Origin of the sequence: Nonomuraea sp. NPDC049400, assembly GCF_044466425.1 — a bacterium.
Taxonomy (GTDB): Bacteria; Actinomycetota; Actinomycetes; order Streptosporangiales; family Streptosporangiaceae; genus Nonomuraea.
Window position 1 is genome coordinate 1 of the sequence record NZ_JBITMP010000034.1, and the last position, 23,155, is coordinate 23,155.

A 23,155-nucleotide genomic window follows, 5' to 3' on the forward strand; every position below is an offset into this window, starting at 1 on the left:
CGTTCAAGTCCCTGTCAAATTGACCCGACTTGCTCGATCTGTGGGAATTAATCCGCGCCCCGCTTCCGGGACAACCCCTCTAACTTACCAGCCCATCCGGAGTGATACGAACACCGAAGGACGAGCCTGCAAGAAGTGGGATTCGCCGGGCGTCTCCGGAGGTTCGAGGAACCCCTTGACCGCCCTGCGGGAAGCAACTCTAGCAGCCCGCCGCCACCACTTCTGCCTCTTAGGTAATCCTCTGGTCCTTCCCTCACCACGCAACACTCAAACCTTCACAAGTCCCCCCTGGTCGGCGCCCTCGGCGTCAAGCCGACCGCAAGTCATCCGCAATCGCATCCAGGTACGAAGTACCTACGAGCAGACTGCGCTCTCGGAGGTGTCCGCTATGACCAGGTCGGAGTTCGACGACATCCGCGCCTTCCTCGCCGACGGGGCGACCCATGCCGGAGACCTGCTGAGCATCGCCAGAACCCTGACCGACGACCTCGAACACGCCCGGATGCGCGAGGCCGTACTCCGCACCCACTACCTGCGTCTCCTCACAGCCGCGCGGGCGACGGTGGCGGCGGACACGGTGGGCGCACCCGACCCCATGGCGTTCCTCAAGCATGAGCTGGGCGAGCGCGGCCAGCTGCCGGAGGACGGAGAGGCCGTGCAGCGCATCTTGTCAGACGCCCGGACGGCGGCGGCGCTGCTCGAGTGCCTCGAGAACGCCGCCCCGCAGCGCCCGCGCGGAACGCGCCTGCGCCGCTGCGTCGGCATGAGGAGAACGCTCCCGCGCTAGCCAGACCTGATGACGACTCGGGGCATACCTCGCCTTGGCCGCCCGGCTGTAAGACTTCGCATATGTGGCAGCGGGGGTTGAACTGGGCGGCAATCGCATTGGTCGCGATCTTCGGCCTGATGTGGGTTGGCGTCGTTGTTTACGCCGATCAGGACTCTCCGCTGCCGATACGGATCGTGCAGGTCGTCTTCGGGCTCGTGCTCTTCGGCTGGGCCGCGCACAAGGCGTTCTCGATGATCAGTAGGGCTTACGACGAAGAGGGCTGGAACCGGTAGCCCATCCCGGGCTCGGTCAGCAGATGGACGGGATGGGATGGATCCCGTTCGAGCTTGCGCCGGAGCTGGGCCATGTACTGGCGTAGGTAGTGCGTCTCCTTCTCGTACACATCGCCCCACACTTCCCGCAGGAGCTGGCGCTGGCTGATCAGCTTGCCGGGGTTACGCAGCAGGATCTCCAAGAAGTGCCACTCGGTGGGCGTCAGCCGTACGCCACCGGAGATCGTCTTGTTGGAGAGGTCGATCACGTGATTGCCCAGCCGCACCGTGGCGGCCTCCTCGTCCGACTGGCCGGTGCGGCGGGTCACCGCACGGACGCGTGCGAGCAGTTCGTCGATGCTGAACGGCTTCGTCATGTAGTCGTCGGCGCCCGCGTCGAGTGCGTCCACTTTGTCGGTGCTGTCCGAACGCCCCGAGAGGATGATGATCGGGACCGAGGTCCAGCCGCGCAGGCCCTGGATGACCTCCACGCCGTCGAGGTCGGGCAGGCCGAGGTCGAGGATGATCAGGTCGGGATGCCAGTCGGCGGCCTGGCGCAGCGCTGTGCCGCCGTCGGGCGCGACCGCCACCTCGTACTGCCTGGCGGCCAGGTTGACGCGCAGCGCCCGCAGGATCTGCGGCTCGTCGTCCACCACCAGCACGCGGGTCATGCGTGCCTCCGCAGCGAGATGGTCATGGTCAGTCCCCCTCCAGGCGTGTCCTCCAGCACGAGCGTGCCGCCCATCGCCTCGGTGAGGCCGCGCGAGAGGGCGAGGCCCAGCCCCACGCCCGTGTGACTGTCGCGGTCGCCGAGCCGCTGGAACGGCATGAACACCTTTTCATGTGCCTCGGGCGGGATGCCGGGGCCCCGGTCGATGATGCGGACCTCCACGTTCTCGCCGTGCCAGCTCGCGTTGACCAGGACGAGCTCGTCGTCGGGGCTGTAGCGGACCGCGTTCGCCATCAGGTTGACGAGCACCCGCTCCAGCAGGGCGGGGTCCGCCGTGATCTCGGGCACCATGGGCGGCAGATCGCTCCGGATCCGCTCGCGGAGCGGGCCCAGATCGTCGATCGCGCGCGGCAGGACGTCCTCGATCGCCACGGGCTCCGGGTGCACGCCGAGCACGCCCGCCTGGAGACGGCTCATGTCGAGCAGGTTCGAGACGAGCCGGTCGAGTTTGATCAGCGACTCGTCGGCGGTGGCCAGCAGTTCGGCCCGGTCCTCGTCCGACCAGGTGACGTCGGTGCTGCGCAGGCTCTCGACCGCCGCCTTGGCCGAGGCGAGCGGCGTACGCAGGTCGTGGCTGACGGCGGCGAGCAGGGCGGTGCGCATCCTGTCGGCCTCGGCCAGTGGCTCGGCCTGCTCGGCCGCCTCCCGCAGCCGCTGCTCGCGCAGCGCGACCGCCGCCTCCGCGGCGAACGCCTCCAGCACCCGCCGGTCGCTCGCGTCCAGCAGCCGGCCGTGGGCGGCGAGAACGAGCCGGTCGTCGATCACGACGTCGGTGTCGGCCGTCCCCGGACTCGTGCACGGCGTTCCACCCGAGGTGGCGACGATCTTCCAGCCGTCCGAGCGTTCGAGCAGGGTCACCGAGGTCAGCCCGAACGTCTCCCGCATCCGGGCCAGCAGCGACGGCAGCGCCGCCTCGCCCCGCAGCACGTGCCCCGCCAGCGTGGACAGCACCTCGGCGTCGGCCTGCGAGCGCGCCGCCTCCCTGCTGCGCCTGGCCGCCAGGTCGACGACCGCGCTGACCATGGCCGCCACCAGCACGAAGATGGCCAGCGCGAGCACGTTCTCCGGCTCGGAGATCGTCAATGTGTGCAGCGGCGGCGTGAAGAACCAGTTGAGCAGCCCGAACCCGAGCACCGCCGCCGTGATGGCCGGCCACATGCCGCCCACCAGGGCGACCCCCACGACCAGCAGCAGGAAGAGCAGGATCTCGCTGGGCAGCCGCAGCCCCACGGGCAGGAGCACGGCGGTGAGCAGCGGCATCCCGAGCAGCGCCAGCCCCCAGCCGGACAACCGCCGCCCGCGGGTCAGCGCTGCCCTCGACCGCATCCGCTCGCCGCCGTCAACCTCGCCATCCCCGCGCTCGCCGCGAGCGAAGCGCGCCTTCCTGGTCGCCTCGTGCGTGACCATGTGAACGTCGATCGACCCCGACAGCGCCGTCGTGGTCACCCCCACGCCGCGCGAGAGGATCTGCGCGAAGCGCCCTCGCCGCGACGCCCCCAGAACGAGCTGGGTGGCGTTCACGCCACGGGCGAACTCGAGCAGCGCGCGCGGGATGTCGTCGCCCACCACCTGGTGATAGGAGCCGCCGAGGTCCTCGACGAGGGTGCGCTGGCGGATCAGGTTGGCGGGGTCGCCGGCGGAGGGCAGGCCGTCGGCGCTGGTGACGTGGACGGCAAGCAGGTCCGCGCCCTTGCTCCTGGCCGCGATGCGGGCCGCCCGCCGGATGAGCGTGTCGCCTTCCTGGCCGCCGGTGAGCGCGACCACCACCCGCTCGCGGGCCTCCCAGGTGCCCGCGATGCCATGGTCGGCACGGTAGCGGTCGAGTTCCTCATCCACCTTGCCGGCCACCCAGATCAGGGCGAGCTCCCGCAAGGCGGTCAGGTTGCCGACGCGGAAGTAGTTGGCCAGCGCGGCGTCGACCCGTTCGGGCGGGTAGACGTTCCCGTGGGCCATCCTGCGCCGCAGCGCCTCCGGCGCCATGTCGACGAGCTCGATCTGGTCGGCGCGCCGTACCACCTCGTCCGGTACGGTCTCCCGCTGCGGCACGCCGGTGATCTGCTCGACCACGTCGTTCAGCGATTCGAAGTGCTGGATGTTGACGGTCGAGACCACGTCGATCCCCGCGTCGAGGACCGCGTCGATGTCCTGCCAGCGCTTGGCGTTGCGGGAGCCGGGCACGTTCGTGTGGGCGAGCTCGTCGATCAGCGCCACGGCGGGAGCGCGGGCGATGACGGCATCGACGTCGAGCTCGGTGAATGTCGCGCCCCGATAGGACATCGTCCGTCTCGGCAGGATTTCCAGCCCTTCGAGCAGGCGGGCGATCTTGGCGCGGCCGTGGGTCTCGACGAAGCCCACGACCACGTCCTTGCCACGCTCGCGGGCGCGGTGCGCCTCGCTCAGCATGGCGTACGTCTTGCCCACACCGGGCGCCGCGCCCAGGTAAACGCGCAGCATCCCGCGGGACGTGGCTCCCATTCCTCCAGGTTAAGGCTGGTACGGGGGCGCGACCCCCCAGCCCCAGTGCGGCACGGGAGCCTTGAGCGGCGGCTTGGCGTCCGGCTGGGAGTTGTGCCTGGCCAGCCTGGTCCCCCACTCGATGTAGCCCGCGAACGCCGCCCTGAACTCGGGGTCGTCCGGCAGGCCCACCTCGTCGGCCGCGTCCATGAGCAGGCTCACCCACCTGCGGCGCTGCGGCTCGGTGATGGCCTTGCCGAGGTGGTGGCGGAGCATGTTCGGATAGCCGCCGCGCTCCTTGGTGTATCGGTCCGGCCCGCCGAACACTTCGCTCAGCCACATCGCCACGTGTTTCGGATGGTCCGGGTCCATGTGGGCGAACAGCGGGCCGACCAAGTCGTCCTTGACCACGGTCCGGTAGAAGGCCTCGGTCAGCCGCTCGAACGCCGCGCTGCCGCCCGCCCATTCGTACAGCGTGGGCACTGTTTGATCAGTCATGTAATGATGTAATCACCGTTGCCCACGGCGGGGCAAGGGCGCGGAAACGACAAAGTCCCCGGCCTCCGGATGATCCGGTGACCAGGGACTTTGGTGCTGAGTAGCGGGGACAGGATTTGAACCTGCGACCTCTGGGTTATGAGCCCAGCGAGCTACCGAACTGCTCCACCCCGCGTCGGTGTGTCTTCAATAACTATACAGGCTCCCAAGCAGTGCTTGGGACGTTCGACCTCAGCAGGATGGGAAGGCTGTGGTCAGACGCACAAAAGCCCGGGTTCCGTTTCCGGATCCCGGGCCTCTGGGTTTGGTAGCGGGGGCAGGATTTGAACCTGCGACCTCTGGGTTATGAGCCCAGCGAGCTACCGAACTGCTCCACCCCGCGTCGCCTTGCTGTCTAAACCTTAGTCGGCGGCGAGGGGTGGGCGCAAACTGAATGAGCTAGCCCGTGCCTCCCGTCGGAGATCCCGTAGGCGACGGCGACGGCGTGGCCGCGCCGGAGGGTGTCGCGGAAGGCGTGGCCGTCGGCGAGGCGGACGGAGTGGCCGAAGGAGTCGCCGAGGGCTTGGGCTGCTGGGCGTTCGCCCCCTCCAGTGCCTTCAGCGCCTCCTCCAGCCGCTTCTGCGCCTCACCGTAGGCGTCCCAGTTCGGCGGGCTGGTCTGCAGAGCCTTCTGCGCGTCCTCGTACGCCTTCTTGGCGTTGGCGATCGCCGAGTTGATCGCCGTGTTGGTCTGGCTGGGGACGGTCTGCTGCTGCTCTTCTCTGGGCTGGGTCTGCTGCTGGCCGCCGAAGACCTCTTGGAGCGCCTCCTCCAGGTTGCGTCCGACGCCGATCTTGCTGCCGTAGGACACCAGGACCCGCTGCAGGATCGGGTACGGCTCCTGGCCGCCGCCCGCGGTCGTCTGGACGTACACCGGCTCGATGTAGACCAGGCCACCCGCGTACGGCAACGTCAGCAGGTTTCCGTAGCGCAGCGACGAGCTGCCGACGCCCATCACGTTGAGCTGACCGGCGAGACGGCTCTGGAAGGAGTTCTGGATCTGCCCGGGGCCCGGGATGGGCGTGTTGGACGGCATGCGCAGGATGCGCAGCCGGCCGTACCCGGAGCCCGCCGACGAGTCGACCGCCATGAACGCCGACAGGTTGGCGCCTCCCTGGCGCGGCACGAACGTGGTCGTCAGCGAGAACGTCGGCGTGCCGCCCGTCCCCGGCATCGTGGTGGTCAGGTAGTAGGGCGGCTGCTTGATGTTCTTGTCGCCCTGCGTGGGGTCCCCGGGGACGTTCCAGAAGTCGGAGCCGTTGTAGAAGGCTGCCGGGTCGGTCATGTGGTAGCGCGACAGCGTGTAGCGCTGCACCTTGAACAGGTCTTCCGGGTAGCGCACGTGGTTGCGCAGGTCGGGGCTCATCTTCGAGGCCGGGAGGATGATGCCGGGGAAGGCCTTGCTCCAGGTCTTCAGCATCGGGTCGTTGGTGTCCCAGCCGTAGAGCTTGACCGTTCCGTCGTAGGCGTCGACCGTGGCCTTGACGGAGTTGCGAATGTAGTTGATCTTGTCGGTGGGCTGCTGGGCGATCACGCGGCGGTCGGTGGACGTGTCCCGCGTCATGTCGCCGAAGCTCTCGCTCTGCGAGTACGGGTAGTCGTTCGACGTGGTGTAGCCGTCGATGATCCAGGTGATGCGCCCGTCGACGATCGCCGGGTAGGGGTTGCCGTCGAGCCTGAGGAAGGGCGCGACCTTCTGCACCCTGTCACGCGGGTTGCGGACGTAGAGGATCTTGGAGTTGTCGTTGATGTCGCCCGACAGGAGGATGTTCGCCTCGCCGTACTTCGCGGCGTAGACGAGCCTGTTGACGAACGACCCGACGCGGACCCCGCCCCCCGTGTAGGTGGTGTTCTCCTGGCCCGTGCCGCCGGTCTTCGGGTAGTCGAGCTCCTGCGGGTTCTTGGGGTTGCCGCCCGCGATGACGTACTCGGCCGAGGCCGGGTCCTCGCCGTAGTAGACGCGCGGCTCCTGCAGCTTGGTGGAGGTCGCCAGCGGGCCGGTAACCGGCATGTCCTTGGCGTCGTAGGCGGGCTGGCCGCTGTTGTCGACCTGGTTGCCCGGCGCGGCGACGAAGCCGTAGCCGTGAGTGTAGACCAGGGCCCGGTTGATCCAGTTGTTCTGGCCCTCGGGCGGGCCGGTCAGCTCGCGGACGCCGACGACGTGGTCGACCAGCTTGCCGGTGCTGTCGGGGTAGCGGTCGACGTCGAGCGTGTCGCCGAAACTGTAGAAGCCGCGGATGCGCTGCGTCTGCTCGTACGTCGACGACACCAGCGCCGGGTCGAGCAGGCGGACGCCGGAGACCGAGGAGTCTCCGTCCTTCTGGACCTTGGCCGGGTCGGACTCGGCGTTGTAGTTTTCCACCTCGGTCTTGTCGACGTTGTACGCCTCCCGCGTGGCCTCGATGTTGCGCTGGATGTAGGCGGCCTCCTTGCCCTGCTGGTTGGGCTTGACCTGGAACTGCTCGACCAGCGCCGGGTAGACGCCGCCGATCAGGATGGCCGAGAGCACGAGCAGGCCGGCCGAGACGCCGGGGAGCATGCCGCCGGGGCGCACGACGCCGGCGAAGAACAGGGCGGCGCAGATCAGCGCGATGATCGCGAGGATGGTCTTGGCCGGCAGGACGGCGTTGACGTCGGTGTAGGAGGCGCCGTGGACGAAGCCGCGGTCGGAGAAGACCAGGCCGAAGCGGTCAAACCAGTAGGCGACGGCCTTGAGCAGCAGGAAGATGCCGAGCAGCACCGACAGGTGGGTGCGCGCCGCCCTGGAGGCGTGCACGCCGGGCGACTGCAGCCGGAACCCGCCGTACAGGTAGTGCGTGATCGCCGCCAGCACGATCGAGATGATCACGGCGGTGAACAGGAAGTTCAGCACCATCCGGATGAACGGAAGGTCGAACATGTAGAACGAGATGTCCAGCCCGAACAGCTTGTCCTGTTTGCCGAACGACGTCCCGTTGACGAACTTGAGCCATATCTCCCACTGCCCGGCGAACGAGGAGCCGGAGAAGAGCGCGAGCAGGCCCATGCCCACAATGAAGATCAGCTTGCGGTGGGGGTCGAGCGCCATGCGGTAGCGGTCGGCGCCGCTGCCCCCGCCGAACATCGCCGGCCCGAACATCGGGCGCACCCGGAAGGCCAGCAGCATGTTGCCGCCCACGATGCCGACCATCAGCACCGCTCCGACCAAGAACAGCACGATCTGGGTCAGCACCACACCAGTGAAGACCGACGTGTAGTTCGTCGCGTCGAACCACAGATAGTCGGTATAAATCCCAGAAAATAGGAAAAACAGCGCCACGATCGCTACAAGAGCGATCGCCACAGGCAGAAGCAGTCGCGGTCGGCGGGGCAAGCGCATCGCCCTACCGGCTCCTGGGGTCCGGAAGCTCAAGGCCAACCCCTCGTCGTGATGAAGAAACGGTCCGTGTCTGGCAACCTACACCGCTGTGCCAGCCCTACGGCTAACGCACGGCAGGCGCCAGAAGTTTCATCCGGCTTCACACGCCGGCACGTTTCCCTTGCCCGTGCGCAGCGCGTCGAGCGCCAGCACCGCGTCATGCAGCGTGTCGGCCTTGACCAGCCGGAGCCCGTCGGGCACGGCTTTCGTGGCCTCCGCGCAGTTGTCGGCGGGGGTCAGGAAAATGGTCGCACCGGATTTTCTGGCGCCGACCATTTTCTGCGCGATGCCGCCGATCGCGCCGACCTGGCCCGACGGATCGATCGTGCCGGTGCCGGCGATCCGCTTTCCGCCGGTGAGCTCGCCTGGGGTGAGCTTGTCGACTATGCCGAGCGAGAACATCATCCCGGCGCTCGGCCCGCCGACGTCGCCGACGTTGATCTCGACGTCGAACGGGAACTTGTATTTCGCCTGCATGAGCACGCCCACCAGGGTCTGCCCCTTGGGGCCCGCCATCGTCGGCACGGTGACGTCGAGCTTCTTGCCTCCCCTGGTGACGGTGAAGAGCACGTTTTCGCCGGGCTTGTGCGCCTTGACCGCCTCGCTGACGACGTCGACGTTCTTCGCCGGTTTGCCGTCCACGGCGTTGATCTCGTCGTCCTTCGCGAGCTTGCCCTCGGCGGGCTTGCCCTTCTCCGTGGACACGACCGTCACGACGGTGCTGTAGGGGATCTTGAGCTCGTTGAGCGCGGCGGCGGTGGCGGAGTCTTGGGAGTTGGTCATCTCGACCGTGTTCTCCTGCTCGACCTCCTTGGGGTCGCGGTCAGGAGCGAAGATGGTCTCCTGCGGTACGACCGCGACGGTCGGGTCGATCCAGCCGCGCAACGCCGTCAGCAGGTCGATCTGGGCGGCCGGACCGCCCTGGTAGGCCACCGTCACAAGGCTCAGCGCGCCGCTGGTGGGATAGGTCTGCCGCCCCTTTATCGTGATCACGGGCTTCTTGTCGACCTCGCCGATCGTGTTCTCCGTCGGGCCGGGGCTCAGCACGACGTACGGGACTGGCCTGAACGCGCCCACCACGCCGAGCGCGAGCACGAGGAAACCCGCGATCAGCAGGGTCAGGGCGCGTCGTGACATGTCGATGAGCTTATTCGCCGGCGCCGACCCATTCGGTCTCGCCGTCGGCGAACACCTGGTGTTTCCAGATCGGGACCTGCGCCTTCAGGTCGTCGATCAGCCGGCGCGAGGCCTCGAACGCCTCGCCCCTGTGGGGCGCGGCCACCGCGACGATGACGGCCGCCTCGCCCAGCTCCAGATCGCCCACGCGGTGGACGGCGGCCAGCGCCGTCACGGGGAAGTCGGCGGCGATCTTCTCCGCCACCCGCCGCAGCTCGGCCTCCGCCGAGGGGTGCGCCGAGTAGGAGAGCCTGGTCACCGGCTTGCCGTGGTCCTGCTCGCGTACGGTGCCCACGAAGAGGGTGGTGCCGCCGGCGGCGTGGTCGCCCACGGCGGCCAGCACCTCGTCGACGGAGAGCGGCGTGTCACGAATGCCGAGCAACCGGATGACGTCCACGGAAAGGGAGCCTACCCAATGAGGAACCCGCTCGTTGGGCTGCCGCCCGACGGCCCTGCCAGGTCCGGTCCGCCAGGTGGACCGCGTCGGCCTTTACTGGCGCCGCTTCTTGCGCACCTGCCGGACGATCGCGGCGGTGCCGATGACGGCGACGGTGGCGCCCGCGGCGGTGAGCGTGGCCTCCTTGACGGGCAGTCGCCGGCCGACCACGGTCGTCCGGTTCTCGCGCAGCTCCAGGAGCTGCGCGAACGCGGCCTCGTTGGTCCATGACGGCTTCCAGCCCGCCTCGCGCAGCGACGTGCAGTCGACCACCCACGGGTAGACGACGTAGTGCAGGTCCGTGGCGGGCGCCGGAGTGACGCCGAGCCGGTGGAGCCGCTGGGCCGTGCCGAAGGTCAGCCCCGCGGGCAGCTCGAGGCTGCGGATGCCGGACAGCTCCTCGACCTGGTCCTGCTCCAGCCATCCGTCGGAGCCGACGGCCACCACGCCGGTGACGGCGCCGCGCGCCGCCAGCTCCAGCGCCGAGACCAGGTCGTCGATGTGGCAGAACTGCCAGTGCGGGCTGCAGCCCTTGACGGTCAGGAGCCTGGGCGACTCGAAGTGGCGGGTGATGACCGTGTCGACTCCCGGGCCGACCACGGCGGCCGGGCGCAGCACCGTGATCTCCAGGCCGGGGTGGCTGCGCAGCGACCTGCGCACCAGGGACTCGATCTCCAGGTGGTCGCCGACGACGCCGGTGTCAGGCTCGGCCGCCACCGGGGCGTCCTCGGGGAGTGGCACCTCGTTGTCGGGCGCGGCTCCGTACACCATCGCGCTCGTGACCAGCACCACCCGGCGCACGCGCGCCGCCGCGCAGGCCGTCAGCACCGTCTGGGCGGCTCGGAGGTTGTACGCGCGCCGCTCACCAGGGTCGGAGTCGACAGCGTAGTCACCGGCCAGATGGACCAGGACGTCGATGTCGGAGATCCGGTTCGCCAAGAGCGGATCCCGTACGTCGATCACTCTCCAGGTGGCTTCCCCGACGTCGCCGCGCTGCTCGTCAATGGCCACCACCCTGCGGAAATCCGCGGAGGATACGAGCCTGGCGAGCAGCTCGCGGCCTAGGCCGGAAGCCGCTCCCGTGACGGCTACTACGGGTTCGCGCGGGCGTTTCGAGGTAGGCACCAGGTCCTCACTTTGCACTGATCCGCCGTAGGACGACTAACGTGGCGGATGTGGACTCCTCCATCCTGCACGAGGTAGAGCGGTGACTGACCTGCCAGGTCGCGAAAACGACCCTAACGAGAACCCGTTCGCCATGTTCGGCAACCCTGAGCAGATGGCTCAGGCGATGCGCCAGTTCGCCGACATGCTGTCGGCGCCGCAGGGTTCAGGCCCTGTCAACTGGGACATGGCCAAGAACATCGCCCGCCACGCCGTGGTCGCCCAGGGCGACCCGAGCGTCATGGAAGGCGAACGCCGCCAGATCGTCGAGGCGCTGAGCCTCGCCGACCTCTGGCTCAACGAGGCGACGACGCTGCCGAGCGGCGTCTCCAATCCGCAGGCCTGGAGCCGGTCCGAGTGGATCGAGAACACCGTCCCGATCTGGCGCAAGCTCTGCGAGCCGATCGCGGAGCGCATGGTCGAGACCATGGGCGGCGCGCTCGGCGGCTCCGGACTGCCTCCGGAGGCCCAGCAGATGGCCGGGCCGCTGCTCGGCATGCTCAAACAGATGGGCGGCATGATGGTCGGCCAGCAGATCGGGCAGGCGCTCGGCTCGCTGGCCCGTGAGGTGGTCGGCACCACCGACATCGGCCTGCCGCTGTCCGACACGGCCGCGCTGCTGCCAGGGGGCATCGCCTCCTTCAGCGAGGGCCTGGAGAGCCCGTCCGACGAGATCAGGCTCTATCTGGCGCTGCGCGAGGCCGCGCACCACCGGCTGTTCCAGCACGTCCCGTGGCTGCGCTCCCACCTGCTGGGCGCGGTCGAGGAATACGCCAAGGGCATAACGGTCGACACCTCGGCGCTCGAAGAGCAGATCCGGGGTCTCGACATCAACAACCCCGAGGCGATCCAGGAGGCGCTGAGCGGGGGCAACCTGCTCAAGCCCGAGGAGACCGAGCGGCAGAAGGCCGCGCTGTCACGCCTGGAGACGATGCTGGCCCTGGTCGAGGGGTGGGTGGCCACCGTGGTCGACCGGGCGGCCGAGGGCAAGCTGCCCTCCGCCGTGGCGCTGGCGGAGACCGTACGCCGGCGGCGCGCGACCGGTGGGCCCGCCGAGCTGACGTTCGGCACGCTGGTGGGTCTGGAGCTGCGGCCCCGGCGGCTGCGCGAGGCGGCGGCGCTGTGGCGCGCGCTGGAGAGCGCGCGCGGGCTCGACGGGCGCGACGCGCTGTGGGGCCACCCCGATCTCATGCCGACGGCCGACGATCTCGACGACCCCGACGCGTTCGTACGTGGCGAGGCGGACTGGGACATCTCCGAGCTGGAGAGGAAGCCGGACGACGAGGGCGACCAGAGTTGAGCCTGCATGGCGACGCGGTGGCGGTGCTGTCCGCGTGGAACGCGCCCACGCCCGAGGAAGAGGCGCTGCGGGCCGAGTTCCTTGAGCACTTGCGCTCTTACGACGACGCGATGCTGCGTGAGTGCGTACCGGGGCACCTGACGGCCACGACGGCGGTGCTGTCGCACGACGGTTCGCAGGTGCTGCTCACGCTGCATCCGAAGGCCAAGATGTGGCTGCCCATGGGTGGCCACTGTGAGATTTCCGACATGTCGCTTGCGGAGGTTGCTCTGCGGGAGGCGTGGGAGGAGTCGGGAATTTCCGGGCTTGAGCTCCTGCCTGGGCCGCTCGCGGTGGACAAGCACGTCGTGTGGTGCCATCCGCCGCACAGCTGGCATCTCGACGTCGAATACGCGGCCGTGGCCCCTCCCGGCGCCGAGGCCGTGATCAGCGAGGAGTCACTGGATCTGCGCTGGTTCCCCGTTGACGGCATTCCCGAGCTCTCCGACGAGGCGACGCGGCGATTGGCCGCACGCGGACAGGCCGCTCTCAGCTCGGGATCACGCGCGCTCGGCTAGAGTCCTTTGCGTCGTTCCAAGAGGGGGTGGCGTGGAGACTTCTGCCGTCGGCGGCACGATCGTGACACCCCAGCGCAAGCGGGTGAAGTTCCCCGGGACGGCGTTGACCTGGCTGGCGGTGGCCCCGTTCGCCGCGTGGGCCGTGGTCAGGGTGGCCGGTCTTGAGCGGGGGTCGCTGCCCACGCAGATCATGACCGGCACCCCGTACGCGGCGGCGGGTTCACTGGTCCCCCTCCTGATCGCCGCGGTGGGGCGCAAGCGCGCCGCGACCGCCGTCGCGCTGCTGGCCACGACCGCCCTCGGCTTCAGCGTGCTGCCCAGGGCGCTGGGCACGGCCGAGGCCACGACGGGCCGGCCCTTCCGGGTCATGACGATCAACATGCTGTTCGGCCGGGCCGACGCGGTGACGATCATGAAGCTGGTACACGAGTTCACCCCGGATGTGCTGAGCACGCAAGAGCTGACGCCCGGGGCGGTCTCCGATCTGGACTCGGCGGGCCTCGCGGAGGTGATGCCGCACCGGGTGCTGCTGGACGAGTGGAGCGCCGGGGGGAGCGGGATCTACTCCAAGCACCCGCTGGAGGCGCTGCCGGACCGGATGCCGCCGGTCGGGCACCACATGCCCGCCGCGCTGATCTCGCTGCCGGGCGGGAGACCGATCGAGCTCATCGACGCGCATCCCTATCCGCCGTTGGGGGGCCAGGTCACCGAGTGGAGCGAGGCTCTCGCGGCCTTTCCTTCCGCCTCGCCGGACCGGATCCGGATCATCGCGGGCGACTTCAACGCCTCCCTCGACCATGCCGCCATGCGGCGGCTGCTGGCCCGCGGCTACAAGGACGCGGCCGACATGGTGGGGGCCGGGCTGATACCGACTTGGCCGGCGAACAAGCGGGTGCCGCCGATCATCACCATCGACCACGTCCTGGTGGACCAGCGGGTGGGGGTGCAGGAGGTCAGCGTGCGCGACGTGCCGGGGACCGACCACCGCGCCGTGCTGGCCGCACTCACCGTGCCCTGACCAGCGCCCTCGTGTTCTCCCAGCCTTCGAGGCCGGGGTCGAGGGCCTCGACGTCTTCGGGTGTGCGAAGGCGGTGCCAGCCCGGGGTGGTGGCGACCCTGCGGGGACCGGGAGCCTGGCCGCGCAGGGTGGCCACGATGTCAGCGTCGTCGAGGTCGGGGTCCGCCCAGGCGGGCGCGGGGAGGGCGCAGGCCATGGCCACCGCGCCGCCGTTCTGTGCCGGGCAGATCGTGATCTCGGCCCTGCCCAGCTCCCTGAACAGTTTGCCGACGAGCAGGGGCGGCAGGTCGGGGGCGTCGGCGCTGATCACGGCGGCCTGGTCGGCGTTGAGGCGCTGGAGGATGATTTTTAGCGGTTCGTCGTCTTTTATCGTGATTACTTCGGTGCCGGGCCAGACGATCTCCTCCAGCTCGGGAACGCTGGTGATCAGGACCGGAGTGACGAGCTCGAGCCCTGCGACCATCTCGTAGGTGTCCTCCGCCACCGCTTCGAGGAACTCGCCGGGGTCAACGCCCGCGGGCGCCGCCTGTGCCATGCGCTGTCGTACCAGGACCGCGGCGATGCGCGTCAACACTCCTCCGGTGCCGTGTGGGCCGCGGCCGAGAATCCCTCCAGAAACCCGCGCGCGCGTTCTGCCTTGGGATACTGTTCTACCAGCGCCCAGAACTTGGCCCCGTGGCTGGGCACCAGCAGGTGCACCAGTTCGTGGATGATCACATAGTTGATGACCCATTCGGGCAGGCCCTTGAGCCTGGTCGAGATCCTGATCGTGCCGTTCTCCGGGGTGCACGAGCCCCAGCGGTGCTGCTGGTTGTCGACCCAGCGCACGCTCACCGGCTTCGGCTTGCCGTCGAGATATCTGGCCGACAGCTCCTTGGCCCGCTCGAGCAGCGCCTCGTCGGTGGGCCTTCGCCGGCGTTCCTTCGCAGCCAGCCGATCCAGCATCCGGCTCACCCATTCATCTGCGTCTTCGCCACTCAGCCAGGCGGGCAGGAGCACGATCGTCTTGTCACCGTCGCGGTAGGCGGAGACCGTACGCCGGCGACGAGAACTGCGACGAACCTCGACTGTCTCGGGGGGCACATATGCACGGTAGCCGACCCTGGCGAAATTCCACAGAGGGTGGACGTTGTTTCTGCTGGTCAGATGATTAAGAGCCGGTGAATTTGGGCATGCGCCGTTTCCCGATGCGTGGCCTGACCTGGCTCGTCCTGTTGGTGGCCGTGGTCATGGGGTGTGCCGAGGATTCCCACCTCAGCGCGGCTTCCGGGGTTGATGCTCTTGGTTCAGAGACGGTTTGGCGGGCCTTGTAGGGGTTGGCACGTTCTAGGCGATCTTCACGGCGATGGCACCCGCTTCCGACATTGAGCCATTTTTCGGGAAAGATTCATTTACCGGATCTTTATCTGCGCTGTGCTTGCTTGTCCCGACGATCTCCCTGTCCACAGGCACTCGGTCTGGACCCTAGTTATCCACAGCCACTGCCGAACCGGCCCGGGATCTTGCTCGGGCGTGCCAACCTTCCCGCCATGAGGCCACGTGTGAAGCCCGCCCTCCGGCGCATCATCCGCGACGAGCACACCCTCCAATACGGAGTGCACCCCCTCCGGGCCGTCATGTTGAGCGGCCTGACCCCGGCCGTCCGCCAGTGGATAGAGCGTCTCGACGGCACTCGCGACCTGGAGTGCGTGCTGGCGGAGGCGGCCGCCGCGGGCTTGGACGAGCTCCGCGCCCGCTCGTTGCTGGAGCAGCTCGCCGTACAAGGCGCCCTCCACGACGCCGCCACCAGCCCCACGCCTCTCGCCGAGCTCTCCCTGGCCGAGCGGGACCGCCTGAGACCAGACCTTGACGCCCTCGACCTCGCCTCCACCGCCCCGGACGGCGCGATCGCCCTCTTCGGCCGCCGCCGGACGCAGCGGGTGCGCGTCTATGGGGCGGGCCGGGTGGGCGCGCAGGTGGTCGCTCTCCTCGCCGCGTCCGGCGTCGGCAACATCCGGGTGTTCGACCCCGGCACCGCGCGGCCGTGCGACATCACGCCCGGCGGGCTGACGTGGGCGGAGGTCGGGCTCCCCCGCGAGGCCGGCGCGGTGGCCGTCGTAAGGAGGCTCACGTCAGGCGGCCACACATCCGCCGGTGCCGCGGACGCGCCGCAAGCCGTCGAGTCCCGCGCCGCCGCGCCTCCGCCGGTCGCCCCGCCCATCCGATCGCCCAAAGCCGCGCGCGTTACCAACTCGCCCCAAACCGCGCGAGTCACTGACTCGCCCCAAACCGCGCGTTCGGGCCGCCCGGCGCAGGCCGCGCGCGCCAGTAACCCGGCGCCGTTCCCGCGCTCCAGCAACCCAGCACCGTCCGCGCACTCCAGCAACCCGGCACAGGTCCCGCACTCGCCCTCCACCAGCCCTGCGCAAGGCGTGCACTCGGCCGCCGCTCCCCATCGGGCGCGAGCCGTCGCCCCAACCCACACAGAGGTCGTGACATCCGCCCCGGGCACTGTGCCGTCCACCACACGCGCCCTGCCGTCCTCCCCGGGCGGGATGAGGTCCGCCACAGGGAACGTGCCATCCCCCGTCGGAAACCTGCCGTCCTCTGCGGAGACCGGGCTTGTGGAGAGCGGGACGCGCCCTGCGGACAGGGTGCAGTCCTCTCCGGAGACCGGGGCAGGGGCGGCTGCCGCGGGTGCGGAAGCGTGCCAGGCCACCGCTGGGTCGTTGAAGCGGGTGCGCGGGTCCTCCGAGAGGCGGGCAGCCCGGGCGGACGGTCTGGAGGCTGACGGCGGGGAGGCAGTCAGGCCGTCCGTCAATGCGCTGGCCGGAGGGCCGTATCTCGGGGACAAATCGGATCGGCCCGATCTCGTCATACTCACGCCCGTCAGCCCGCTCGACGGAGTGCTGGTCAACGAGCTGACCTCGCTCGGCATCCCGCATCTTCTGGCGTCGGCCTTCGAGGGGCACGGGATCGTGGGCCCACTGGTCACGCCGGGGAAGACGGCATGCCTGCACTGCCTGGACCTGACGCGGCGGGATGGTGATCCCGGATGGCCGATCGTGACCGCCAGGCTGGGCGGCTATCCGCCGGGCGAGATCGCCTGCGACTCCACACTGGCGACGCTGGTCGCGGCCGAGGCGACCGGCCATGCGCTTGCTTACCTCGATGGCAAGGAGCCAGCTGTGACCAACGGCACAATGGACGTTACGCCTGATTGGCGCTGGAAGAGGCGATTGTGGAAGGCGCACCCACAATGTCGTTGTATGCGAAACAATCCTTATTCGCTAAGAATGGTCATGTCTCCTAACCGCGACTGACGTGCTCAGAGAACGACCATGAAGGGGGGAAGCGGCATCTCGCCGAGGTTCCGCGCATCAGTGTGAGCGATCTTCCGCGTCGTGCTGTCACGCGCTCCGCCAAGCTGGCCACCCTTCCGCTCGGGTTCGCCGGCCGCGCCGCCCTAGGGCTGGGCAAGCGGCTCGGCGGCAAATCCGCCGAGATCGTGGCGCAGGAGGTCCAGCAGCGTACGGCCGAGCAGATCTTCAAGGTGCTCGGCGAGCTCAAGGGCGGCGCGATGAAACTCGGGCAGGCCCTGTCCATCTTCGAGGCGGCGCTGCCGCAGGAGATCATCGGCCCCTATCGCGCCACGCTGACCAAGCTGCAGGACGCCGCTCCCCCGCTGCCCGTGTCCACCGTCCACAAGGTGCTCACCGAGCAGCTCGGCGACGACTGGCGGGAACACTTCCTGTCGTTCGACGACCAGCCGACGGCCGCCGCGTCGATCGGCCAGGTGCACAAGGCCGTGTGGCATGACGGCAGAGAGGTGGCCGTCAAGATCCAGTATCCGGGGGCGGGCAAGGCGCTGCTCGGCGACTTCGCGCAGCTGGCGCGGCTGGGCAAGCTGTTCGGCGCGCTGCTGCCCGGTCTGGACGTGAAGGCCGTGCTGGCGGAGCTGCGCGAACGGGTCGCCGAGGAGCTCGACTACCTGCGGGAGGCGGAGGCCCAGCACGCGTTCGCGCTCGAGTTCGACGGCGATCCCGACTTCCATGTCCCTGACGTGGTCGCGGCCAACGAGCTCGTGCTGGTCAGCGAATGGATGGACGGCACCCCTCTGTCCCGCATCATTGCCGACGGCACCCAAGAGCAGCGCGACCGGGCCGGATTACTCTTCGTACGCTTCCTTTTCTGCTCCCCGGCACGGGTCGGGATGTTGCACGCCGACCCCCACCCCGGCAATTTCCGCATGCTGCCCGACGGCAGGCTCGGGGTGCTCGACTTCGGCGCGGTGAACCGTCTGCCCGACGGCTATCCCAAGATGTTCGGCCAGCTGACGCGCATCTTCAACCAGGGCGACATGGAGACCGTCATGGCGGGCCTGCGCCGGGAAGGCTTCATCCGCGACGACGTAGAGATCGATCCTGACGCATTACGAGCCTTTCTGGCGCCGTACGTGGAGCCGACGGCGGTGGAGGAGTTCACGTTCAGCCGGGAGTGGCTGCAGGCTCAGGCGGCGAGCGTCGCGGACCTCCGCCCCACGAACGTGGTTCGCCATCTCAACCTTCCGCCCTCGTACGTGCTCATACACCGGGTCCATGCCGCCGGGATCGGCGTCCTGTGCCAGTTGGGCACCACGGCTCGCTTTCGCGACGAGGTGATCCGCTGGGTCCCCGGTTTCGCCGACGACCCCAACGGCGAGGCCGTGACCATCGGTTAGCCGGTCCGCGGATCACCCTGTCGTTGGCGGACAGGCGGTGACTCATTAACTGACGCAGGGATTTTACTGGCGCCGTATTGATTTCTGACTGCGCTGTGTAATGATACGAGTGCAAGTCGTTACCGTATCGAGGGGATCCGAATGCGTCGATCCGCGCGCCTGCCGACCGCTGCCGCACCGGCGACCGCAGGCCTACTCGCCGCCGCCCCCGCCGTCACGCTGACGCGGGGATCGCGGGCGCGGGCTCCGCACGCATGGACTCTCGCCCGGTTCGATTTCGCAATGCCCGTAGCCGGTTTAGGTCCGTGACGCGCCGGTCCGATCCCTGACCGGTCCGAGACGGTGACGCCTCGCGGCCGGTTCCGGAGCGTGACACCCATGGCCGATACGAGCTGGTGACCCCTCCAGTTGTTCCCGGCCATCACCCCCCATGGCCGGTCCGAGGGGTGAACATCCGTAACCGGTGCTGAGTCATGAGACCGCGTCCAGGGTGACACCACCGGTCCCAGGGTGCCGTCCGTGGCCGGTGCAGGGTCGATAAGACCCGTGGGCCGGCCCGGGTGCAATGCCCGTGCACGCGCGTGCGCTCGTGCACGGTGATCCCACCGGCGCCGACGGTCAGCACATCCCCCTCCAGGGTGCTGAACAGGCGCCGGTGGGCTCGCAGCCGATCGTGGTCAGATCGGGTCAGGCCGATCGCTGCGGAGCCCGGCTGGGGCCGCGAGGCCGAGACGACACCGCAAGGCTGGACTGGCACCGAAGGCCGGACTCCCACCACAAGATCCGACTCCCATCACAAGATCCGACTCGCACCGCATGATCCGGCTGGTGGAGCTGGGCGGTCAGGTGAGGCCAGAGAGCAGGGCTTGGACGCCGTCGATGAGTACGCGTTCGCCCTCCTCGCGTGAGTCCAGGAACCAGCCCGGGAGCGGGCTGCGGAGCGAACACGTCAGTTCGATGCTGACGATGCCGTGGATTGTGGTCCACACCAGGTACGCCGCCCGCACCGGATCATTCGACCGGATGAGCCCGGACTGGGCCGCCGCCGAGGTGGCCTGGGTGAGGAGGTCGAAGGTCAGTCCCAGGGCGTCGTTCCGCTGCCGGGGTGAGGGGTCGAAGTCGGGGAGCGGACGCTCGAACATCAGCGCGTAGAGCGCGGGATCCGCGAGCGCGAACTGCCGGTAGCCGCGCGCCACGGCCATGATCCGGACGAGCGGGTCGGCGTGGCCGTTGAGTGACGTCGACATCACGTCGTGGAGCACGCTGAAACCGTGTTCGTAGATCGCCTCCAGGAGGCCCGCGCGACCGCCGAAGCACGTGTAGATGCCCATCGTGGAGGTGCCGGCGGTGTCCGCGACGCGGCGGAGGGTCAGGTGGAGCGCGCCCTGCTCGCGGAGGACCCGCAGGGCCGCGTCGAGCAGGTCCTGGCGCAGCGCGCCGAGTTCTTTCGGGGTGCTTACGTCGCTCGGCACGCTCTTCACCATATCTGGCGATAACGCGCATCATAACGATCGTTATCGCACTGATGTCGCCGAAGAGAAGGGGCTCCAGACATGCGTGTGCATCGGGTCGCGGCAGTGGCCGGGTTCGTCTGCGCCGTGCTGCTCGTGGTGAACTCCGCCCGCCGTGCCGGGTTCCTGCCGGAGACGGCGTTCACGCACGCCATCGCGCCGTTCGGGGCGCTGACGGGCTTACTCGCGATCACCGGCGTCTACCTGCTCATCCGGGATACGGCCGGCGGTCTCGGACTCATCGGGTACGTGCTCAACTCGGCCGGTCTGGCCGGAGCGTTCGCGATCGAGTACATCCTCCACTTCGTCTTCCCGTACCTCGGCAGGGGCACGGTGAACGGGCTGCTGGCCGGAGGCACCGGGCGGGCGTTCCTGGTCACGTCGGTTGTTCTGCTGGGCGGAGTGGTGACGTTCAGCATGGCGGCGATCAGGAGCGGGGCCATGCCCGTTCTCGGCGTGATCCTCTATGCCGTGGGGATGGTTCCCGGGTCGTTGCGGAGCGTGGTGCCGCTGCCGGTGTATCTGATCGGGCTGGTGGTGGCGGGGGTCGGGGTCGCCTGGATGTCGGCTCGGCTCTGGGCCGCCGAAGAGGAACTCGTCGCGCGTTCGCCGCGAACCGGCGTACGGCCCACGGCTTGAAGCGGGTTGTAACGCGCCGGCCCGAAGTGGTCATGGCGGCCGAGTACGAGCCGAGGAGGTGAGCAAGCGGGTGCGTGACGGTAGTCACTCATAAGACGCCGCCCATCCCGCCCTCCGAAGTGGCCGCGGGCGGGCGGGTGGGTGACAGCGACGCCTCAAAGGGCGCCCCGAGTAGCCGCAGGAGGTGGGGAAGGCGGTGCGTGACCGCAGACCCCTCAAAAGGGGCAACGCACCGGCTTCCCAAGTGGCCGCGTACGGGCCGAGACGGAGGAGCGGGCGTACAGAGGACGGGGCTTTCCATGGGAAGAGCCGGGCGCTGGGGGCGCCCGGCTCTCTCGGGGGATCGCGGGAGATCCTGCGCCGGCGGCAGGATCTCCCGGATCAGATCTGGCGGGTCAGGGCCACGCGGAGGCGGTCGTTCGCCCGCTTGACCTGACGCCGCGCCCGCTCCACGCGGCTGACGTGCAGGACGAGGCGTTGCTGCTCCGCCTCGCGGTGGAGCGTTTGTATTCGGTCATTTACCAGGTCATGGATGAGATCCGGCACTGCTCGGCTCCTCGTGATGTGAGTGCTCATTGGTCTGTTCGCTTTCTGGTGGTAGGTGCGGTGTTCAGGCAGCGACCGGGTGCTTGCGGGGACGCCCGCGCGGACGCTTGCGGGGAACGATCGTTCCCCTGAGGATCAGTTCGCCGCCCCAGACGCCCCACGGCTCCTCGCGCTCGAGCGCGCGGGCCAGGCAGGCCTTCTGGATCGGGCAGCCGCCGCAGAGTGCCTTCGCGAACTCCACGTCCTCCGGCGACTCGGCGAACCACAGGTCAGGGTCGGTACGGCAGGGGATCTTGGCTTCGTCGATCAGGTCCATGATCGTCTTCGCCCCCATCTGCTTCTCCTTTTGATCGATCTTTTTGATCTTGGTCGGGCACCTCGTAGGTGGTCGGGAATCACGGACAAATAAGTAAGGCCGCGGATCCTGTCTGCGGATCCGCGGCCTGGTGGGCTATGTGCCGGTCAGGTTATGACCGGTACATCCCTCCAGGGTTGCGGACCCCACAGTCCACCCTTGGTGAGCTGGTTGGCCGGCAGTTCGATACGTCCGAGGTAGGCAGGGGCAGCTTGCGCAGCGGCGCCGAAGTGGACGCGCGCGTTGTAGGCAGCCGCCTGGCTACGGGCAGACCTCTCCTGCCGCAGCTTGGTGGGACCATCGACGAGTCTCACCGAGTCACGGCATGCGGAAGCGAGCCACTGCGTGGCCGACATCTTGATGCTCATCACGTGACTCACCTCCACTCTCGAGATCGTCGGAACAAGAGCGTCCCGACTCGCTTGACCATGACCCTAAACCGGGAACCCAGGAACCGGCAACATATTTTCTACCTGCGATTTTGTAACACTGGCCGCGTCTGGCGGCCATCGCAGGCAGCGAGTATGCACTATTTTGTCAGGCGGATCATGGCCTCTTGAACAACCGAGACCACGAGATCACCCGACGCAGTGAACATCTCACCGCGAGCCAGTCCCCGAGCTCCCCCCGACCAGGGGGATTCCTGAGCATAGAGCAACCAGTCGTCGGCCCGGAATGGGCGGTGGAACCACATGGCGTGGTCCAGCGACGCGCCCATGACGTTCGACTCGCCCCAAGCCATGCCGTGGGTCAGCAATATCGTGTCGACCAGCGTGAAGTCGGAGGCGTACGCGGCCAGCACCACGTGCAGGAGCGGGTCGTCGGGCAGGTCCGCGTGGTAGCGGAACCACACGTTGGTGTTGGCGCTGCGCAGCTCGGGGTTCTTGAACGCCTCCCAGGTGAGCGGCGAGACGTACCTGGCGTCCACCGGGCGGGGGCGCGAGAGCCAGTCCCGGAGGCCGGAGTTGTCGCCGACCAGCTCGTACATCCTGTCCTGGAACGTGGGCAGCGTCTCAGGGTCGGGGACCTGCGGCATCACGGACGCCTGATGCGCCACGCCCTCCTCGGTGATGTGGAACGACGCCGACATCGTGAAGATCGCCTTGCCGTGCTGAATGGCGACGACCCTGCGAGTGGTGAACGAACGGCCGTCGCGCAGGCGCTCCACGTTGTAGACGATCGGGACGGCGGGGTCGCCCGGGCGGATGAAGTACGCGTGGAGGGAGTGCACGTTACGGTCCTTGGGGACCGTACGGCCGGCCGCCACGAGGGCCTGGGCCGCCACCTGGCCGCCGAAGACGCGCTGGATGCGCTCCTCCGGGCTTCGTCCCCGGAAGATGTCGAGCTCGATCTGCTCCAGGTCGAGCAGGTCCAGGAGCTCCTTCAGCGCCTCGTTCACGTGTCCGTCCCCCCTTTGTGCTTTCCGTGTCTTTGGACAAGTCTGACGTGTCGCCTTTATAAGGCCAAAGGTGGGCCTGGTGTTGCCCGGTGATCCCCGGCTGATGCCCGGCGCTGGTTTCTCTCTTGTTACGGGGCTGTGGCCCTGGATGGTGAGGAGAACACAGCGTATGTGGCGCCGGGGTACCTGAGTTGCTG

22 protein-coding genes and 2 tRNA genes are annotated in these 23,155 nt (G+C 68.5%); 8 read left to right on the forward strand and 16 right to left on the reverse strand.

What is annotated here, in order from left to right; genetic code table 11:
• Window positions 1–388: 388 nt before the first annotated feature.
• Together ACIBVN_RS39385 and ACIBVN_RS39390 are read left to right on the forward strand one after the other, a co-directional pair.
• Window positions 389–787 carry a hypothetical protein gene (locus ACIBVN_RS39385; protein WP_397145395.1) on the forward strand — a complete coding sequence of 133 codons (399 nt, stop codon included), beginning with the start codon at window positions 389–391 and terminating at the stop codon, window positions 785–787.
• A 62-nt stretch (window positions 788–849) separates the two neighbouring features.
• Complete coding sequence (locus ACIBVN_RS39390; RefSeq protein ID WP_349448614.1) at window positions 850–1,062, forward strand: hypothetical protein; 213 nt, start codon at window positions 850–852, stop codon at window positions 1,060–1,062.
• Here the strand turns inward: ACIBVN_RS39390 and ACIBVN_RS39395 are convergent.
• The 9 genes from ACIBVN_RS39395 to ACIBVN_RS39435 all read right to left on the reverse strand — a co-directional run bounded on the left by ACIBVN_RS39395 (window position 1,035) and on the right by ACIBVN_RS39435 (window position 10,898).
• Entirely contained in the window at window positions 1,035–1,712 is a 678-nt protein-coding gene (locus ACIBVN_RS39395; RefSeq protein ID WP_397145396.1) for a response regulator, read from the reverse strand. The genes ACIBVN_RS39390 and ACIBVN_RS39395 overlap by 28 nt on opposite strands.
• The gene (locus ACIBVN_RS39400) at window positions 1,709–4,246 is read right to left on the reverse strand and encodes a DUF4118 domain-containing protein (RefSeq protein WP_397145397.1); all 2,538 of its coding nucleotides are present in this window, start codon (window positions 4,244–4,246) and stop codon (window positions 1,709–1,711) included. The genes ACIBVN_RS39395 and ACIBVN_RS39400 overlap by 4 nt, the downstream gene beginning before the upstream one ends.
• A 9-nt stretch (window positions 4,247–4,255) precedes the next feature.
• Complete coding sequence (locus ACIBVN_RS39405; protein ID WP_397145398.1) at window positions 4,256–4,723, reverse strand: group II truncated hemoglobin; 468 nt, start codon at window positions 4,721–4,723, stop codon at window positions 4,256–4,258.
• A 101-nt stretch (window positions 4,724–4,824) separates the two neighbouring features.
• Window positions 4,825–4,898: transfer RNA gene (locus ACIBVN_RS39410), tRNA-Met, on the reverse strand.
• Between the two features lie 130 nt (window positions 4,899–5,028).
• Window positions 5,029–5,105 (reverse strand) — tRNA-Met (locus tag ACIBVN_RS39415).
• 56 nt (window positions 5,106–5,161) lie between these two features.
• Window positions 5,162–8,119 carry a UPF0182 family protein gene (locus tag ACIBVN_RS39420; RefSeq protein WP_397145399.1) on the reverse strand — a complete coding sequence of 986 codons (2,958 nt, stop codon included), beginning with the start codon at window positions 8,117–8,119 and terminating at the stop codon, window positions 5,162–5,164.
• 129 nt (window positions 8,120–8,248) lie between these two features.
• Window positions 8,249–9,295 carry a PDZ domain-containing protein gene (locus tag ACIBVN_RS39425; RefSeq protein WP_397145400.1) on the reverse strand — a complete coding sequence of 349 codons (1,047 nt, stop codon included), beginning with the start codon at window positions 9,293–9,295 and terminating at the stop codon, window positions 8,249–8,251.
• A 10-nt stretch (window positions 9,296–9,305) separates the two neighbouring features.
• Window positions 9,306–9,731, reverse strand: a complete 426-nt coding sequence (locus ACIBVN_RS39430) for a molybdenum cofactor biosynthesis protein MoaE (protein WP_397145401.1) — start codon at window positions 9,729–9,731, stop codon at window positions 9,306–9,308.
• 93 nt (window positions 9,732–9,824) lie between these two features.
• Window positions 9,825–10,898, reverse strand: a complete 1,074-nt coding sequence (locus ACIBVN_RS39435; RefSeq protein WP_397145489.1) for an NAD-dependent epimerase/dehydratase family protein — start codon at window positions 10,896–10,898, stop codon at window positions 9,825–9,827.
• Between the two features lie 130 nt (window positions 10,899–11,028).
• Here ACIBVN_RS39435 and ACIBVN_RS39440 point away from each other — a divergent pair, with 130 nt between their 5' ends.
• Genes ACIBVN_RS39440 through ACIBVN_RS39450 form a run of 3 tightly spaced genes read left to right on the forward strand, consistent with a single transcriptional unit; the run spans window position 11,029 to window position 13,809 of the window.
• Window positions 11,029–12,234: a zinc-dependent metalloprotease gene (locus ACIBVN_RS39440; protein WP_397145490.1), complete on the forward strand. Its 1,206-nt coding sequence runs from the start codon at window positions 11,029–11,031 to the stop codon at window positions 12,232–12,234.
• Window positions 12,231–12,791 (forward strand): NUDIX domain-containing protein, encoded by a 561-nt coding sequence (locus ACIBVN_RS39445; protein ID WP_349448607.1) that lies wholly within the window; start codon window positions 12,231–12,233, stop codon window positions 12,789–12,791. The genes ACIBVN_RS39440 and ACIBVN_RS39445 overlap by 4 nt, the downstream gene beginning before the upstream one ends.
• A gap of 31 nt (window positions 12,792–12,822) precedes the next feature.
• Window positions 12,823–13,809, forward strand: coding sequence for an endonuclease/exonuclease/phosphatase family protein (locus tag ACIBVN_RS39450; protein ID WP_397145402.1), 987 nt, complete (start codon window positions 12,823–12,825; stop codon window positions 13,807–13,809).
• On the opposite strand, the gene ACIBVN_RS39455 is transcribed toward ACIBVN_RS39450, so the two are convergent.
• Window positions 13,796–14,380, reverse strand: a complete 585-nt coding sequence (locus ACIBVN_RS39455; RefSeq protein WP_397145403.1) for a hypothetical protein — start codon at window positions 14,378–14,380, stop codon at window positions 13,796–13,798. The genes ACIBVN_RS39450 and ACIBVN_RS39455 overlap by 14 nt on opposite strands.
• Entirely contained in the window at window positions 14,377–14,892 is a 516-nt protein-coding gene (locus tag ACIBVN_RS39460) for a M48 family metallopeptidase (RefSeq protein ID WP_397145404.1), read from the reverse strand. The genes ACIBVN_RS39455 and ACIBVN_RS39460 overlap by 4 nt, the downstream gene beginning before the upstream one ends.
• Window positions 14,893–15,338: 446 nt before the next feature.
• Between ACIBVN_RS39460 and ACIBVN_RS39465 the strand changes: the two genes are divergently transcribed.
• Both ACIBVN_RS39465 and ACIBVN_RS39470 read left to right on the forward strand, forming a co-directional pair.
• Window positions 15,339–17,111, forward strand: a complete 1,773-nt coding sequence (locus tag ACIBVN_RS39465; protein ID WP_397145405.1) for a hypothetical protein — start codon at window positions 15,339–15,341, stop codon at window positions 17,109–17,111.
• Between the two features lie 62 nt (window positions 17,112–17,173).
• Entirely contained in the window at window positions 17,174–18,508 is a 1,335-nt protein-coding gene (locus tag ACIBVN_RS39470; protein WP_397145406.1) for an ABC1 kinase family protein, read from the forward strand.
• An 842-nt stretch (window positions 18,509–19,350) separates the two neighbouring features.
• Here the strand turns inward: ACIBVN_RS39470 and ACIBVN_RS39475 are convergent.
• Window positions 19,351–19,980 carry a TetR/AcrR family transcriptional regulator gene (locus ACIBVN_RS39475; RefSeq protein WP_397145407.1) on the reverse strand — a complete coding sequence of 210 codons (630 nt, stop codon included), beginning with the start codon at window positions 19,978–19,980 and terminating at the stop codon, window positions 19,351–19,353.
• Between the two features lie 81 nt (window positions 19,981–20,061).
• Between ACIBVN_RS39475 and ACIBVN_RS39480 the strand changes: the two genes are divergently transcribed.
• Complete coding sequence (locus ACIBVN_RS39480) at window positions 20,062–20,658, forward strand: hypothetical protein (RefSeq protein WP_397145408.1); 597 nt, start codon at window positions 20,062–20,064, stop codon at window positions 20,656–20,658.
• Between the two features lie 381 nt (window positions 20,659–21,039).
• Here the strand turns inward: ACIBVN_RS39480 and ACIBVN_RS39485 are convergent, their stop codons facing one another.
• The 4 genes from ACIBVN_RS39485 to tesB form a co-directional block, all read right to left on the reverse strand.
• Window positions 21,040–21,204, reverse strand: coding sequence for a hypothetical protein (locus tag ACIBVN_RS39485; RefSeq protein ID WP_349448599.1), 165 nt, complete (start codon window positions 21,202–21,204; stop codon window positions 21,040–21,042).
• A 64-nt stretch (window positions 21,205–21,268) separates the two neighbouring features.
• Window positions 21,269–21,538: a WhiB family transcriptional regulator gene (locus ACIBVN_RS39490; protein ID WP_080045300.1), complete on the reverse strand. Its 270-nt coding sequence runs from the start codon at window positions 21,536–21,538 to the stop codon at window positions 21,269–21,271.
• Between the two features lie 128 nt (window positions 21,539–21,666).
• Window positions 21,667–21,930, reverse strand: a complete 264-nt coding sequence (locus tag ACIBVN_RS39495) for a hypothetical protein (protein ID WP_397145409.1) — start codon at window positions 21,928–21,930, stop codon at window positions 21,667–21,669.
• 158 nt (window positions 21,931–22,088) lie between these two features.
• Window positions 22,089–22,958: an acyl-CoA thioesterase II gene (gene tesB / locus ACIBVN_RS39500; protein ID WP_397145410.1), complete on the reverse strand. Its 870-nt coding sequence runs from the start codon at window positions 22,956–22,958 to the stop codon at window positions 22,089–22,091.
• Between the last annotated feature and the right edge of the window lie 197 nt (window positions 22,959–23,155).